The organism is Listeria cossartiae subsp. cayugensis (assembly GCF_014229095.1).
Lineage (GTDB): Bacteria > Bacillota > Bacilli > Lactobacillales > Listeriaceae > Listeria > Listeria cayugensis.
Genome location: NZ_JAARZC010000001.1, coordinates 463,972 through 480,640 on the forward strand (window position 1 = coordinate 463,972; position 16,669 = coordinate 480,640).

Below are 16,669 nucleotides of genomic sequence, written 5' to 3' on the forward strand. Positions count from 1 at the left end.
CTCTCAAACGATTTTTTTATATTCTTTTCTTAATAAATAGTACTACAGCAAGCACTACAAGAAGTACTCCAATAACAACTGGCCAAACCGAAAATGCATCTCCAGTAGAAGGGAGTAGGGAAGCATTACTTGTATTCTCAAATGCGGAAGCTGTATTTACACGGAAATAAATCAATCCAAGTGAAATAATAACAGCAATACTAGCGACTATTTTTTTGGTGAAAACCATTCAGCTCGCTCCTTTTCATATCATATCTATATTATTAGGCATTTGCTATTTTTTGTCAATGTATAGACCAATTTTAATCAAACGGCTTTATATAATGCTTGACCTAGTATACATATTATTGTAAAATGAATTTGTTTCCTTGAAAAGTAATGAAGGAGGATCGTACAATTAAATAGAAGCGCCAGAACTGATTGGGACGAAAATGCTTGAAGGTGAAATTCCTGAAAAGTAACGAATCAGTTGACGAGGAGGAGATTAATCGAAGTTTCGGCGGGAGTCTCCCGGCTGTGCATGCAGTCGTTAAGTCTTACTTACAAATCATTTGGGTGACCAAGTGGACAGAGTAGTAATGAAACATGCTTTTTACCCCTCCAAGGAAACCAAAAAAATCGAGAGGGCTTGAAATTGGACAAGTCTGCCCTCAAGTTAATTATTGGAGGAATTTTATTATGTGTGGAATCGTAGGATATATTGGAACAAACAATGCAAAAGGCATTTTATTAGAAGGACTTGAAAAACTAGAATATCGTGGTTATGATTCAGCTGGAATCGCCCTACAAAACAGAGAACTAGTAACCGTTGTTAAAGAAAAAGGCCGGATTGCAGATCTTGCAAGCCTAGTACCAAGCGACGCATTCGGTACTACTGGAATCGGACATACACGCTGGGCAACTCACGGTAAACCAAATCACGAAAACGCCCACCCGCACCAAAGCAAATCTGGTCGTTTTACTATTGTTCATAACGGTGTAATTGAAAACTATACGCTTTTAAAAGAAGAATACCTAAAAGATCATTCCTTTATTAGTGATACTGATACAGAAGTAATCGTGCAGCTTATCGAACTTTTTGCAGCAGAACTTTCTACTAAAGAAGCATTCAAAAAAGCACTATCATTACTTCACGGTTCATACGCAATCTGCTTAATTGACCAAACCGATACAGAAACACTTTATGCAGCAAAAAATAAAAGCCCATTACTAATCGGAAAAGGCGAAAACTTCAACGTAATCGCAAGTGACGCAATGGCTGTCCTGAAAGAAACGGACGAATTCGTGGAAATTATGGACAAAGAAATCGTTATCGTAACAAAAGATGGCTTCACTTTAGAAACATTAGAAGGCGAAGAAATCACACGCGCTAGCTACAAAGCAGAACTAGACGCATCTGATATCGAAAAAGGTACTTACCCGCACTATATGTTAAAAGAAATCGACGAACAACCAGCCGTAACACGTAAAATCATCCAAGCATACCAAAACGAAGCTGGCGAAATCAACGTCGACAAAACAATCATTGACGAAATCCTATCTTCTGACCGCATTCACATCGTTGCTTGCGGAACGAGCTATCATGCCGGTTTAGTCGGGAAAAACTTAATCGAAAAAATGGCAAAAATCCCTGTAGAAGTACATGTTTCCAGCGAATTTGGTTATAATTTACCATTAATGTCGAAAAAACCATTATTCATTTTCATCACTCAAAGTGGAGAAACGGCCGATAGCCGCCAGTGCCTAGTGAAAGTAAAAGAACTTGGTTACCGCACGTTGACATTAACAAACGTACCAGGCTCGACACTTGACCGTGAAGCGGATCATTCGATGTATTTATACGCAGGGCCAGAAATTGCCGTTGCATCTACAAAAGCCTATACAGCGCAGATTTCCGTCTTGGCGGTGCTTGCTGTTTCGCTTGGTCGCGAACTTGGCGACGAAGAAGCGCTTAAAATTAATTTAGCCGCTGAATTAGGTATTGTGGCAACTGCAATGGAAGCAATGGTTTCTAGCAAAGAAGTTATCGAGCATATTGCCGGTGAATTTTTAGCAACGTCTCGTAATGCTTTCTTCCTAGGTAGAAATATTGATTATTTCGTAGCCATGGAAGCCGCTCTTAAACTAAAAGAAATCTCTTATATCCAAGCAGAAGGTTTTGCAAGTGGAGAATTAAAACATGGAACAATCGCGCTAATTGAAGACGGTACACCAGTTTTAACTCTTATCACGCAAGAATCAATCAACTGGAATATTCGCGGAAATGTCAACGAAGTATTAGCACGCGGAGCCAAAACATGTGTATTCGCAATGGAAAACGTCGCACAACCAGGTGACCGTTTTGTTATTCCACAAGTACATCCGTTGTTAACTCCACTAGCAAGTGTTATCCCGTGCCAACTACTAGCTTATTACGCAGCACTTCATCGTGACTGTGATGTCGACAAACCAAGAAACTTAGCAAAAAGTGTCACAGTAGAATAAATTTTTTCAAGACCTTTTCGAAAGTAGAAAAGGTCTTTTTTTACGCAATCAATAAATTTGCACGCGCCCCTTGTTATGCTTTAAACTTAAAGAGGAATGGGGGAAATCATCCAATGGAAGTATCACACGTAACACTCGAACCAAATAAAGATAGTCGACCCGCAGTTTTAACAATCGGTAAATTTGACGGAGTACATCTCGGTCACCAAACCATTTTAAATACAGCTTTATCCATCAAAAAGGAAAACGAAATACTAACGGCCATCAGTTTCAGCCCGCATCCACTTTGGGCTTTAAAACAAATCGAAATATATCGCGAAATGCTCACACCAAGAATGGAAAAAGAACGCTGGCTCGCACATTACGGCGTAGACCATTTAATAGAAACAGCTTTCACGCCAAGATATGCCGAAACAACGCCAGAAGAATTTGTCACTGATCATTTGACCAATCTAAATTTATCGCATATCGTCGTTGGCTCTGAATTCAATTTCGGAAAAGGGCGCGATTCGGATGTAGATTTACTCCGGGACCTTTGCGAGCCCTATGGCATTGGTGTCACATCTGTCCCAGTAATTGAAACAAACCAAACAAAAATCAGTTCTACCAACATCCGAGCGTTCATTCGGCGCGGCCATTTCATAGAAGCAGAACAACTCCTCGGACATCCGTGGTACATTACCGGAAAAGTAGAAAATGGCGAAATGATAGACTTAGATGATTACGTTCTCCCAGCAACTGGCACATATCAAACAGATGCAGGACTTGTAAAAGTAACCAATAACCGTACCATCCAAGTTGATTTACCAGATGGCTTGCAACAATTACATATGAAAAACGAACTTTCCTAACAATAAGGAAAGTTTTTTCTTTACAATTTATAAATTTAGTAATATACTAATTTAGTAAATTACTAAAAATTAAAAGGAGAAATCTCATGAAGATTCCAACTACCTTAAAACATAAACCAGTAATTGTTGTCGAAAATTACGAAGAAGTAGACGGCAAAAATGCTTATCACTCTGATGCAAAAGGACTTTCACTTGGACTAGCACAGTGGAATGACCGAGGCAAAGTAGACATTTCAGCCAAAGTTTGGCGTCACACTGGCGATAAATGGTCGCGTCAATCCGAAGAACTTCCGTTGCATCGCGTACTGGACTTGGCCATTTTAATCGCACGAACCAAAGTCCATTTCAAAGATGCTTACCGTTTACCTCATTTTTATGACAAAGAAAATCCAACGCTTGATCGTATTGGTTTGCAAGGAGATGCGCTAACTATCGCGGTTTGTGAAGACAACGAATATATCGATGAAGACATCCAATTATTCGAACAAGTTTTAAAAAATGACGATGAACTTCTCAGCGAACGCCTCAAAACACTCAGCAAACTTTTACAAGAAGCAGGCTATTAAGGACGTGAAATAAATGAATAAAGACAATCGAAAAGAACTGATTCGCGCATACAAAGAAAAAGCCCCAGACGCCGGAGTATACCGTTTCCTCAGCAAAGAAAGCGGCAAATACCACATCGATAACACGATGGATTTAAAAGGTATAGCAAACAAACTAGCTTTCGGAGTGAAAATCGGTGCCGGAAATATGCTTCCACCAGAAATGGCGAAAGAAGCTAAACAATACGGAATCGAAACCATCACCTTTGAAATTCTCGAAAAAGTAGATGTTAAACCTGAAATGACCAAGGATGATATCAAAGAAGAAAATGATGTGCTACTAAGCTTATGGCTAGAACGAGAAGACCTTTAGGATTAAGGGTCTTCTTTTTTATAAATTAAAATTGTATATTAAAAAGTTTATTTGGATAAAAAGTCACGAAATATCTATATTTTCCCGAAATAATTAATGTTATAATGTTAATTGACTATAAAAAAGGAGGGTTTTACATATGAATCCAAGAAAACCAGAATTTATTTTAACTTTAATTGCCGGAATCACAGGTACTATAGCTGGTATTACAGCCATTTTAGGTGCTAGCTTTTTAACTTCCATAATGGGTAGTGAAGAAATTTCTTATGCTGCTTATGCAAGTGGAACAGAGGAGGCTATGTTTGCTACTAGTGGTTTAGTTATTGCTATTGCTGTAATTACTTTAATCATTGGTATTGCTTTGATTGTTTTTGCAGTATTTATCAAAAGAAATGCATTAGTATTTGGTATTTTAACAATTATAGCGGGTGTTGTAGGTTTCTTCTTTGCAAGTTTCCTATGGGTCGTTCCAGGTATTCTTGCAATTATCGCAGGTATTATGTGCCTAGCGAGAAAAGTACCAGCTTCTTTAAACTAATTTTATGGATAGGCTGTAACAAGATGAGCAATCATTTTGTTATAGCTTATTTTTTTTGAATAAAATTATTTAAAAATGCATTTTTACAACATTGTTCACATTCTATTCATATTTCAAATGGATTGTGAGTGATTTATTCCTGAATTAGTACTATATCAATATATTTTGATAGTATAATATTAGAAGTAGAGTCTACGCATAATGAATTTACTTCTAGGAGGAATAAACAATTTAATGAAAAAAATGATAACGATACTATTGCTTGTTTCATCTGCCTTTATAATTAGTGTGATTAGTTCACCAAACCAAGCATTTGCAGATACCACAGATATTTTACAAGCTCCAAAGCCAATCAATGAGATTTTTCCTGATGAAGGCGTGGCTCAATTAGTTGCTAGAGAGACTGGAAAAAGTACAACTAGTGGAGTTTCGCAGGCCGATTTGGATGGAATCACGAAGCTGAACGATGCTATTCAAAGTAGTAGAACGGTGCCGATGATTTATTCTTTGGAAGGTGTAGAATATCTTCATAATCTGAGAGAACTGGCTATTCCAAACCATTCTGTCAGTGATATTTCCGCATTAGAAGGATTAGTAGAGTTGCGAGAGATAGGCATTAGTAATAGTAATGTAAGTGATTTATCGCCACTTAGTAAGTCGAAAAAAATATCATTTATCGATGTGAGTGGTAACAATATTAGTGATATAAGTGTATTCAGCTCATTCTCAAAAATAAATCAAGTAATTCTAAGTGAGAATAACATAAGTGATATAAGCGTTTTAAAAGATTTCCCAGCAGATCAATTTGTTTATATTTACTTGGACAATAATAAAATTAAAGATATTAGCCCGCTTTCAGGTAAATCTTTTCATCAATTGACACTTAATAATAACGAAATTAGTGATATTAGTCCGTTAAATACAATGACTCTATCTGCAGATTATGAATTCACGGATAACTTTTATATTGATATTAGTAGCAATCACATTAGCGATATCAGTTCTTTAAAAAATGCTAATCTCAGCAAATTAAATTATTTTTATGCAGAGGACCAGAACATTACGAACCAAGTCAAAGCTTTTGCCACCGATTTAACATTTGAAAATAGTGTGAAAAATATCGAAGGGTTAGCCATAACGCCTGAAATTATTAGTAATAACGGTAGCTACTCCGGTTCTATGCTAAATTGGCAACTTCCTAACTTTGTAGCGAATGTAGATTATTCATTTTCTGAGACAATCCAAATTGGCCAAACTACAGGAGTGTTTAGCGGGAAAGTCACGCAACCACTAGTTGATGGATTTACCGTGACATTTGATAATGAAGGTTCTATTTCTACAGAATCCTACAAAAGCGACGTAATCATTTCTGAACCAACTGAACCGACCAAAGAAGGATTCACTTTTGACGGGTGGTACGATGCGCAAACAGGCGGAAAGAAATGGGATTTTGCGACTGACAAAATGCCGGCAAATGATATTACGTTATATGCCCAGTTTACTGAAATAAAAACAGAGCCTGTAAACCCAGTAGTTCCAGTTGAATCAGAAGAATCGACAGACTTAGAGGGTTCAGAAGACTCAGCAAATCCGAATGTTACTGAAGTTGATCCTGAAAATTCTTCAAAACCAGAAAAAGGAACAAAAAATAAAACAACCCAAGCATCAGAAAAGGCACCAGAAAAAATAGCGACAAGCGAATTGCCAAAAACGGGAGATAGTTCACCGTACTTGCTTTTATTAGGATTTGTTCTTGTTGGAGCAGCCGTTTTCGCTTGGAAGAAAAAACAAGCATAATCATATAAAAGAAAAACCGACAAAATTATTTGTCGGTTTTTTAGTCGTTATTATTTAGAAGTTTTTCTCCAAACAATTAATGCGGAAGTGAAAATTAGTAAGCCTGTAGCTATTGGTTTTACGGGGTTATTGTCACCAGTGTTCGGTAACTTTCCTGCAGTTATAGCTCTGTTTTCAGTTATGTTTTCAGCTTTATTCTTAAGCTCATTTTGAGTAGGGGGCGTAACTGTTGTTTCTAGGTTACTTGTTTTCTTGTAAACAAAGATGACTTTTTCCGGTGTTTCTCCAAAAGTTCCATTGGTGTTAGTTGGAGTTGCTTCCAATTGATAGCCAGGGATACTTTTCGGTTTTACATTGTAAGCATTTCCGACGGTACCAGTTAATGTCGAAGGGGTACTAATTACTTTATTGTTAGAGTCGACATATTGTACCTCAAGGATAGCTGATCTTTTGGAATTTCTATTTTTCGTATAAACATAATTAACGGTTTGCGCTTCTAATGTATAAAGGCCATTCGCATTTGCTGGTGTTTTTGTGAGTGTATAGCCAGAGATTTTCTTCGGCTTGGAAGTATATTTAGCGTCTAATAATCCTGTTAATGTATCAGCTGGCGCAATGTTTTCGCCGTTAGAGCCCTTATAATTTACCGTGATATTCCCACCAATTGGCGGTTGTTCAACGATAATTGGAACGCGCACTTTCGCGAAGGTATTAGAATTGGTCGATAAGGTGCTTTTGATAATAATGAAGCCTTCTCCGGGCGTTTTCGCAACACCACCAGAGAGAATAGAAGAACCATCATCAACGTACATAAATTCATGTGTATCAAAAAGTGCTTTTCCAGAAGCTAAACCAAGCTGGGATTTGTCAGGTGTTAATTGATTAAAGTCGGTTTTATACGGCACGGTAATAGGTTCGCCGTTGTATACTAATTGATCTTGACCTTGTCTGTAATCATAATGTTCTAGCATATTTCCACCATTATTAAAGTCATCAAGGTAGCCCGCTGGAATATCTGTCGTAATTTGATTTCCGCTCATGATTACAGCTAATGGTTTCAAATCAAGGGGTGGCCAGTAGTTACTAGCCCAGTTAATCTTGAAAATTTCAGAAGGAAGCGAGATTAGTTTATTATCTCGAATGTTTAAGCTAGTTAAACTAGAAGATAATTGAGTAATGTTATCAGGGATTTCCTGTATAGAATTATTTTCTAATTGCAATGAATTTATAGCAGGTAGTTGAAAAACAACCTTAGGAAACTCATGTAAATTATTGGAAGATAAATTTAATACTTCTAATTTCTTTAATTGACCTACGCTATCAGGAACCTCACTCACGGTCCCGAGAATGACTGTCAGATTCTTTAAATTCGTAAAATCTGAAATATTTTCGGGAATAAAGGAAGCGCCTTCTGGACTTAACATCGTAACTGTTTCTAAGTCAGCTAATGTGATATCTTCGCGATTTTTATTTAATCGTTGTTCCGTTGCTACAATAAATGGTTCATTGTTATCTAATTCTTCTTCCAACCAAGACAATGAATCCGCATTTGCTTTTGAAAAAAGAAAAGGGATTAGAGTGGCAAGTATCATCAAACAAATTAAAAGGAGAATAATTTTTCTCAAGTTGTGGCACATCCTGTCTGTAATTTGTAAATTTGTCAGTCATTGGTTAATTATATTATTTTTTTGTTTTTTTGGAGTACTAAAAAAAGACTTTGAAATCGGATTCGTTTCGAAAAATGTGTCTAAAAATTGTCGGTTTTTCAAAATTGTATAAATGGGCATAGATGTTTAGAAATGGGAAATAACTAATATTTAAAGTTGTTTTTTATCAGAGCAGATTTATGTAAGATTAAATTGAAATGGCTTTATATAATGGTTCTGTGAATGATTTTAATTTATTTTGATGGGGATAAATTTAAATAAATGGGTTGTTTTTGCTATAAAAAAGATATTTTTAACCAAAAAAGCAGTCGTTTTTTATGATTTGCGATGTTCACTTGATGTTCACAAAACACTCGTTTTTACTGTCGCACAAGGAACTTTACTAAAAAAAGGTAGAGTATAATTTTAGTAGTAATCAAACAAATGGAGGTTAGACATTAATGAAAAAAGCTATTACTTTTCTTTCAACAATAGCGATATCTTTTAGTATTTTTAGCATTCATCCACTTTCTGGATTAGCGCTTGAAAAGGAAACCGCACCAAGGGAAATGAAACAACAAGTAAATTCGACGAACGCTGCTACGGATGTGGTGACTGCTCAAGATTTGGGAGGCCAAACGTGGTTAATTAATGAAGTAAATAAACAACTCGCACCCAAAAAAGTTGGGGTAAATTTAACATTTGGAGACTTAACGAAAATTACTCGAATTGTAATTACTGGGCAAGGAATTACAGGAGAAGTACCACCTGAGATTAAAAATCTCGTTTCATTAGAATCTTTACTTTTGTACAGCAATAATTTAACCGGGACTATTCCGGCTGAACTTGGAGAATTAACTAAGCTAAGGGAACTTCGATTAGATTATAATGATTTAACTGGAACAATTCCTGATGGACTTGGAAATATTCCGTCGATTGCTTTACAGAGCAACCGGCTAGTTGGCCAAATCCCTTTGAGCTTATATGAAAATAGAACAGGGAAGAATGAAGTAAATGTTTCTGGTAATCAAGTAACTATTAATAGCAGAGCACCTGAACCAAGTATTTACTCCTATTCAACTTTTATTTATCCAGCTACTACCCCGGAATATGGTGGGCATTTGAAGGCGACAACTACTTATATTAGCAACTTGGAAAATGATGCTTTTCTTACGCCATTTCTTCCAGGTAGTTCCACATTTATCGATTTACAAGCGGTATTTATGTTTGAAACGGAGCTCTATGAAGGACATGAAGTAACGATTACGGACGACGCATCTGGAAAACTGCTTTATGAAGGCAAGTTAACTTCTGATATCAGTATTTCTTTAAAGAGTTTAAGCTCTGGCTATCATAATATTCGTGTTGTACTTGATAATGCACCGAACAACCCACAAAACCAAGTAACTTTTGGTATCAGCATGGCAAGTACGGTAGCTGGGGATTTAACAGTTAACTATGTAGATGAAGACGGAGAAACGATTCATGAACCACAGGTAGTTAGCGGATTTGTAGGCGATGATTATGATGTGACAACGCCTGAATACCAATTAGCAATTGACGGATATGAATTAGATAATTCTAAATTACCAACAGATGCAATTGGCACATTTGACTACGCACCGTTGTCTGTAACGTATGTGTACAAAGAGAATCAAGGTGCGCCAGTCACGGTAAAATATGTAGATGAAAACGGTAATGAACTAGCTGCTTCTGAAAACTTAACTGGCAAATTAGGTAGCTCCTATCAAACCGAAGTCAAAGAAATTCCTGGGTTTACATTAGATGAGAGCAAATTGCCGACCAATGCGAGCGGAGAATTTGAAGTGAGTACACAAACTGTCACATATGTGTATAAAGCCGTGCCAGCCCCACCAACTACTCCGCCAGAACAAGTCATACCAATAGAACCAACGACACCAACCACACCAAAAGCACAAGACGAACAAAAGGTAACAGAGAAATCAGCAAGCTTAAAAATAACGCCCACACAAAGTGAAACATCCACATTAGCAGGTAAATTAAAACTACCAACTACTGGGGATAATCTTTGGGATAGCTTGTTGTATAGTGTATTTGGTTTAATAGCAGTATGTGTCGCATTCAGTTTATTCTTCAGGCGTAAAAAACAAAATCATAGCTGAAATATATAAGAACTAGGCTGTCTATTTTAGAAGAGTGATGTGCCAAACAGCATATCATGGGTATAAATTTGAATGTTAATATGCGTTGCTTGTAGCAATGGACGGGTTCTCATACAATAGTGATAACAACTGAAAGAAAGGTGGTTATCTCTAATGTTAAACGAAAATATTAAAGCAATCAGAAAATCAAAAGGACTTTCGCAAGAAGAAATTGCCATCAAACTGAATGTGGTGCGACAAACAATCTCTAAATGGGAGCAAGGATTGTCAGTTCCTGATTCCGATATGTTAATCTCGATATCGGAAGTGCTTGAAACACCAGTAAGCACTTTGCTTGGAGAAACTGTTATGGTTTCAAAGGTTGATGACCTAAAAGCAATCTCCGAAAAACTGGAGATTATAAACATACAGCTTGCACAAAGAAAGACCGCTAGACGAAAAATGCTTTATTGGCTATTTATCTCGATGTGTACCGTTATAGCAATAATTTCAGCGGTCTTTATAATACTAAATAGTCCTTACCTAGGGTGGGATTATAGTGACCCTGAAACTAGCGTTATTGGAGTAGCTTTTCATACATTTGAATGGTTGTTTGTCAGATTAGCACCGGTTATCCTTATAGGAGGAGTCGTTGGGATTTTTTTAATGCGGAAGAACGTATAAAAACGTACTATCTTTGATGCTTTGAAGAAGAAAATTTTAAATTGGTATAAAAAAGTAATTGAAACTAATGGAAATGATTTAAGTTATTAAATTAATATAAATCTCATATATCCAAAGAGTCCTTATCAATTCGATAAGGGCTTTTTTTGTTGACCAAAAATTCTTCTTCTACAAGTTCGGTTAGCAAATTGGATATGTTTGGCTGCGTTGTGCGGCAATATCTGGCAAGGACTGACTGGTTGATAAAGTTTGGTAACACGATTTCATTTTTTTCCTCATTTTCTGAGCCAATCTCGACGGCAAGATTTTCCAAAGCCATATAAATCCGTTCTTTCGGCGTTTTGGCAATCATTCCAAGAAGTGCATAGTGGCGAGCGAAAACATCCGCAATACTCGTCAAAAGAAAATCATTCACATCAGGTTTGATCGATAATATGTTGAGTAAAAAGTCAGCATCTATTTTATAAAGCACCAGACTTTCACTCATAACAGTAATACTATGTTTTTTCTTTGGATAAGAAGAGAATGCATCAATTCCTAAAATATTATATGGAAGAACAAATATCGAAATATAATTCGTTTTTCTCAAATTATCCTCTAATTCGACTGCAGCATAACCTTCTAATACGAAAAAGATATGTTTTGCTTTTTCTTCCTCAAAAATTATTTTTTCATTCATTGTATAGGTTCGCTTTTTTACATGTTTATAGTAATCCGGAAATTCTTTTAAATAGCCAAGTACGGTATCAAGTTTTTCTGACATTAGCGCGACTCCTTTGCGGACTTGTTTACCCTTTATTATACGCTATTTATGTAGAAAAAGATTATTGAACAGTTTGTGACGTTCTCTAAAGTAGCGCTTAGTATATATTCCTGAATAGAAAATATTTTTTAACGAAGCAAAAAAGCTTTTTTTCTATATTGAATATATAAATCGTGTCAGAATCCTTTGATATAGTACATTCATAGCCAGTGTGACCCAGATGGTACGGTGATACGGACAGACAGGCGGAAGGAGGAAATGATGAAGTTTGATGATAGTAAACCCATTTATAAACAAATCGTTCATTATATTCATACAGAAATTGTTACAGGAATTTACAAAGCTGGTGACAAGCTACTATCTGTAAGAGAGCTAGCAACAAAGTTAGAAGTAAATCCGACAACCATCCAGCGAGCTTATGCAGAACTGGAAGAAGCGGGGATTATTTTCACCGTTCGAGGTACTGGTAAATATTTGACAGAAGATAAGAGGAGAATGGAGCAATTGGAAAATGACATCGCAAAACAACTTACCGAAAATTTTATTAGAGAAATGAGTAAATTAGGAATTAATAAAGAAAAAATCATCGCTTGGGTGAAAAAAGTAGAGGAGGTAGAAGTAAATGTTAGTGGGGAATAATATCGCTAAATCCTATCCAAATAAATTAGTCTTACAAAATGTGGACTTCGAAGCAAAACCAGGCGACATGATCGTACTCACTGGTGAAAATGGCAGCGGGAAAACGACCTTGCTAGATATGTTAGCAAATTTGAAGAAACCGAATAGTGGCACATTACAACTAGATAATGAAGTTTTCATAAAGAATGATATCCGCCAGCAAATCGCTTATTTAAATAATGAACTTTACGCTAAAAAAAGTACTACTATAGAAGAATTTATGAAACAACATGCGCTTCTTTTTGAAAATATGGATTTAGATAAGTGGGACCAATTACTTGCTGGATGGCGAATTAACAAACGCCTAAAACTTGGCGAACTATCAACAGGTATGTTAATGAAAGTGAAAATTGGTAGTGTTTTAGCAAGAAAAGCCAAAGTATATCTTTACGATGAACCTTTTGCGAGTATCGATATTATGGCTCGTTCAGAAGTAATGAAAGCTATTATTAGCGAAACAGAGCCAGACGCCATCACGATTATTTCTTCGCACCATTTAGAAGGAACCGAAAAACTATACAACAAACTTTGGTTAATTAAAGATAACACGTTAAAAACTATCGAAACAGAAGCTTATCGCGAGGCAACAGGCAACTCATTAATTGATTTCTATAAGGAGGAAATGAACAAATGACAAAAATGATTACTTTTTATTTAAAACAAATTAGTCCTATTCTTTTGATTGGACTTGCACTTATCTTCGGGCTGAACTTTCTAGGATTCACGATAAATCTGCTGGAGGGAACGGATTTGCTTTTTAGAGCAATTCGAGGGACAACGGTGATGAGCTTAATTCTAGTCCTTATCACGACTTGGAAAATCACGAAACTCGACACATCGAAAGAAAATGTAACACTTGCTTCTCTTTCAGGATTTTCGGAAACAAAGAAATTTTTCGGAAAACTATTTGCTGCTTATTTATCAGCAATTTGCATTATTTTACTTCAAAGTGCCTTTATTTGGTATTACGGTTTTGAAACAGGGCGGATTGAAGCAGGCGATGCGTTATCATTTGTATCTGGAACGCTGATGATGTTTTTATTTATCGCTATGTTTGTTTGTTACTTTGTTATTCCGGTAGGTTGGTTAAAAGATCATGTGAAGGCGAGTTCTCTTCAAAAAGCGGCGGTCGTTTTACTTCTTTTTGCTATCCTAATTGTCAAGTTACTAGCTGAATATTACTTGCATATTTATAACAGTGCGGGAATTATCTCTATTTTGCCAAATGGTCATTTTGAGATTTCGCTTCTTTCTATTATTTGGAATGTAGGATTATGTTCAGTTATTGCAGGCAGCTATATCTACATGAAATCTAAAAAAATGGATACTATTTGAAAGTAGGAGAATAAATGTTAGAAGTTAAACACCTTAAAAAATCTTATAAGTTAGGAAAGAAAAGCGAAACACCAGTTTTGAAAAATATCAATGTAACCATTCAAGACGGAGAATTTGCAGCAATTATAGGAAAAAGTGGTAGTGGGAAGTCTACGTTACTGAATATTATAAGTGGGCTAGATACCGACTATTCCGGACAAGTTTTATATAATGGCGATGATTTACAAGATATAGACTTAGACGCCTATCATCTTAATCATATTGGTTTTATTTTTCAAAGCTTTCACCTAGTTAACCACATGTCTGTTATTGAAAATGTCAAAATTCCTTTATATTTGAATGCTGAATTATCGGAAAGTGACCGAAACGCGAGAGCGCTCGATTTACTGAGCCAAGTCGGATTAGACGAATTTGCTAGTAAAAAACTAACACAACTTTCTGGTGGACAAAAGCAACGAGTAGCGATTGCGAGATCACTTGCCAACAATCCAGATATGATTATTGCGGATGAACCAACCGGAGCACTGGATAGCGTTACTTCAGCTGAAATTATTCAACTGCTTAAAGATTTGGCAGCAAAAGGTACAACCGTTATTGTTGTAACCCATGATTTAAACATTGCAGACCAAACCGATGCGGTATTGCGGCTAGCGGATGGAGAAGTAATTTCATTTGAAAGAAAAAAAGAAGTTATCCAAAAAGTTACCCACAAAAACGAAAAAAAGTTACGTCTAAACTGGTGGGCGACTGCTAAAATTTCTTTTAAGAGTTTTTTCAATAGAAAATTCCGGAATTTGCTCGTAGCACTTGGGACTTCGATTGGAATTATCGCTATTTTGTTAGCATTTGGGCTTGGAAATGGAGTGAATCAAAGTCTTTCAAAGATTTTTGGAACAACTTTTTCACCCAATCAGATTACGACTTATTATAAAGAAGATGGTGGCTCGAGATCACCTGAACCAACTACTCCGCTAACGAGTAGTGAAATTAAGAAAATCAAGCAATTGTATGAAGCTGAAAATATTACTGAAATTTATGAACGAACTACTATCCAAGGAATTAAATTTGAATATGATGGTCAATATTTGAAAGATATTTCTGCCGAGATGCAAGAAGCTAATTTTAAAGCATCACGCTATGAAGATTTGACTGTGAAAGATGAGTACCTTCTAAGCGGGAAAATGGTGACAAATAATGAAACCGGAGCAGTTATCCCGTCAAGTGTAGCAAGAGCTATTCTTGGAAAAAAGGATTCTGATGAATTAACAAAAAGTGACGGTGATAAACTGATTGGTAAAAAAATAACCTTAGTTTATGCCGGAAGAAATAGTGACACAAAAAATACGGTCAAAATAGAAACAACCATTTCTGGTATTACAAATCCATCTAAAGAAGGTTTTTCTAGAGGATTTGATGTTTCCACAAAAACAATGAACGATTTTATTAAAACGACCGGTATTGAAAAACCGATTTTATCTGTAGATGCATTCACAAAAACAACAGCACAAGCAGAAGAAATCGTGGAGAAATATGAGGATGACAAAGATTGGGCGAATTATTCGATTACTAATGCAAATGCTTTCGTAGATACATTTAGCCAGTTTACCGATATTATTGTGTATTTAATTGCCTTTATTGCAGGTCTTTCGCTTGCAGTTGCTGGCGTGATGATTGCTATCGTGCTTTATATCGGTGTGGTGGAAAGAACAAGAGAAATCGGTGTATTCCGAGCGATTGGTTATCGTAAACGCCATATTCGCGGACTTTTCATGATGGAAGCAAGTTATATTATTGTTTTAGCTAATGTGCTATCAAGTCTTGTCGCCGTAACGATTGCAAAAATAGCTAGTCCCATTTTAGAAACAAATATTGGCTTTGAAGATATGATACACATTTCGTTCTGGAATTTCCTTGTCACACTCGCAATAACAATTACAATTGGCTTTATTTTCTCGATTTATCCAAGTAATAAAGCAGCAAAATTAGATGCAGCAGAAGCTTTAAGATCAGAATGACCCAACTAACAGAAAAGAGGAATTTAACATGAAAAAACCACTAAAAATCAGCTTAATCGTCGTAGGAATCGCTGTAGTCATATTTGTAGGAGTGATGTTATCCTACCGTTTTATTAAATCAATGGACGTTACTGAAAATGCCGAAATAAATAAATCAGCTACAGGAGATCATGTATTACTGGCAACTCAAGGTAGTAAATTCAAAGACAGTGTAATGGACCAAGTAAAAAAAGACATGGAAGGCAAAAACGTGCATGTTTCCATTATCGATACAACAAAATTAGACAAAGTAAAGGCAGATGATTATGATAAAGTAATTCTATTCACCACAGTGCAGTCCGATGATATTCCAGAAAACGTAACCACTTTTATGAATGATAATAAAAATAAAAGTATCCATATTGCCGTAACAGCAGATTCTGGTCGGTGGGATGATAAACCGAAAGATATTGATGCAATTTCCGAAGCATCGAAAGCAGAAAACAAACAAGATTTCGTCGACGATTTAACGAAAGCGATTTTGACGGAGTAAGACTTGCAGAAAAATCTATTCTTTTAGTCGTGTCTCATAAGAAGCTTGTTGAGAAGTACAAGAGGCTGATGAATAATTTTAACACCCGCTAAATCACTAAGTTGATTTAGCGGGTTTTATTTGGAGTTGAAATGTGAGGGAGGTAAAACCAGCAAAATGTCACGAAACTCATTCATTTCTTTTATTAGAATTCATCATATAATTAAGGAATTTGGGATTTTTGTCTAAATGAAAAAAGATGAGGATTTACCAAAGAAGCTTGTGGCAATTCATCCATACTTGCTACAAAAACGAAGATATACTAC

The 16,669-nt window shown here is 36.1% G+C and carries 16 protein-coding genes; 13 read left to right on the forward strand and 3 right to left on the reverse strand.

The features are described from left to right. Positions 1–16: 16 nt before the first annotated feature. Entirely contained in the window at positions 17–229 is a 213-nt protein-coding gene (locus HCB49_RS02340) for an LPXTG cell wall anchor domain-containing protein (RefSeq protein ID WP_008947146.1), read from the reverse strand. Between the two features lie 449 nt (positions 230–678). On the opposite strand from HCB49_RS02340, the gene glmS reads away from it, so the two are divergent. The 6 genes from glmS to HCB49_RS02370 all read left to right on the forward strand — a co-directional run bounded on the left by glmS (position 679) and on the right by HCB49_RS02370 (position 6,588). Next, positions 679–2,484 (forward strand): glutamine--fructose-6-phosphate transaminase (isomerizing), encoded by a 1,806-nt coding sequence (glmS, locus tag HCB49_RS02345; protein WP_185603995.1) that lies wholly within the window; start codon positions 679–681, stop codon positions 2,482–2,484. Positions 2,485–2,597: 113 nt separating this feature from the next. Continuing rightward, positions 2,598–3,335 carry an FAD synthetase RibC gene (gene ribC, locus HCB49_RS02350; protein ID WP_185603996.1) on the forward strand — a complete coding sequence of 246 codons (738 nt, stop codon included), beginning with the start codon at positions 2,598–2,600 and terminating at the stop codon, positions 3,333–3,335. Between the two features lie 86 nt (positions 3,336–3,421). Continuing rightward, positions 3,422–3,901 carry a DUF6530 family protein gene (locus HCB49_RS02355; protein WP_008947149.1) on the forward strand — a complete coding sequence of 160 codons (480 nt, stop codon included), beginning with the start codon at positions 3,422–3,424 and terminating at the stop codon, positions 3,899–3,901. A gap of 13 nt (positions 3,902–3,914) precedes the next feature. Beyond that, entirely contained in the window at positions 3,915–4,253 is a 339-nt protein-coding gene (locus HCB49_RS02360; protein WP_185390861.1) for a GIY-YIG nuclease family protein, read from the forward strand. 139 nt (positions 4,254–4,392) lie between these two features. Next, complete coding sequence (locus HCB49_RS02365) at positions 4,393–4,791, forward strand: DUF4064 domain-containing protein (RefSeq protein ID WP_185603997.1); 399 nt, start codon at positions 4,393–4,395, stop codon at positions 4,789–4,791. Between the two features lie 234 nt (positions 4,792–5,025). Beyond that, entirely contained in the window at positions 5,026–6,588 is a 1,563-nt protein-coding gene (locus HCB49_RS02370) for an InlB B-repeat-containing protein (RefSeq protein WP_185603998.1), read from the forward strand. A gap of 50 nt (positions 6,589–6,638) precedes the next feature. On the opposite strand, the gene HCB49_RS02375 is transcribed toward HCB49_RS02370, so the two are convergent. Next, positions 6,639–8,213: a MucBP domain-containing protein gene (locus HCB49_RS02375; RefSeq protein WP_260479509.1), complete on the reverse strand. Its 1,575-nt coding sequence runs from the start codon at positions 8,211–8,213 to the stop codon at positions 6,639–6,641. Between the two features lie 482 nt (positions 8,214–8,695). Here HCB49_RS02375 and HCB49_RS02380 point away from each other — a divergent pair, with 482 nt between their 5' ends. Together HCB49_RS02380 and HCB49_RS02385 are read left to right on the forward strand one after the other, a co-directional pair. Further along, a complete protein-coding gene (locus HCB49_RS02380; protein ID WP_185604000.1) occupies positions 8,696–10,378 on the forward strand; it encodes a MucBP domain-containing protein in 1,683 nt (560 codons plus the stop codon). A gap of 153 nt (positions 10,379–10,531) precedes the next feature. Continuing rightward, positions 10,532–11,041: a helix-turn-helix domain-containing protein gene (locus HCB49_RS02385; protein ID WP_185604001.1), complete on the forward strand. Its 510-nt coding sequence runs from the start codon at positions 10,532–10,534 to the stop codon at positions 11,039–11,041. 103 nt (positions 11,042–11,144) lie between these two features. On the opposite strand, the gene HCB49_RS02390 is transcribed toward HCB49_RS02385, so the two are convergent. Further along, entirely contained in the window at positions 11,145–11,804 is a 660-nt protein-coding gene (locus HCB49_RS02390) for a Crp/Fnr family transcriptional regulator (protein WP_185604002.1), read from the reverse strand. Between the two features lie 261 nt (positions 11,805–12,065). Between HCB49_RS02390 and HCB49_RS02395 the strand changes: the two genes are divergently transcribed. From HCB49_RS02395 to HCB49_RS02415, 5 genes are read left to right on the forward strand one after another with little or no spacing between them, the layout of a single operon-like run. Beyond that, positions 12,066–12,443 carry a GntR family transcriptional regulator gene (locus HCB49_RS02395; protein WP_149057786.1) on the forward strand — a complete coding sequence of 126 codons (378 nt, stop codon included), beginning with the start codon at positions 12,066–12,068 and terminating at the stop codon, positions 12,441–12,443. Beyond that, positions 12,427–13,116 (forward strand): ATP-binding cassette domain-containing protein, encoded by a 690-nt coding sequence (locus HCB49_RS02400; RefSeq protein ID WP_185604003.1) that lies wholly within the window; start codon positions 12,427–12,429, stop codon positions 13,114–13,116. Before HCB49_RS02395 ends, HCB49_RS02400 begins: the two co-directional genes overlap by 17 nt. After that, the gene (locus HCB49_RS02405) at positions 13,113–13,817 is read left to right on the forward strand and encodes an ABC transporter permease (protein ID WP_185552872.1); all 705 of its coding nucleotides are present in this window, start codon (positions 13,113–13,115) and stop codon (positions 13,815–13,817) included. Before HCB49_RS02400 ends, HCB49_RS02405 begins: the two co-directional genes overlap by 4 nt. A gap of 14 nt (positions 13,818–13,831) precedes the next feature. Beyond that, a complete protein-coding gene (locus HCB49_RS02410) occupies positions 13,832–15,832 on the forward strand; it encodes an ABC transporter ATP-binding protein/permease (protein ID WP_185604004.1) in 2,001 nt (666 codons plus the stop codon). A gap of 28 nt (positions 15,833–15,860) precedes the next feature. Further along, complete coding sequence (locus HCB49_RS02415) at positions 15,861–16,364, forward strand: hypothetical protein (protein WP_185604005.1); 504 nt, start codon at positions 15,861–15,863, stop codon at positions 16,362–16,364. The last annotated feature ends 305 nt before the right edge of the window (positions 16,365–16,669 follow it).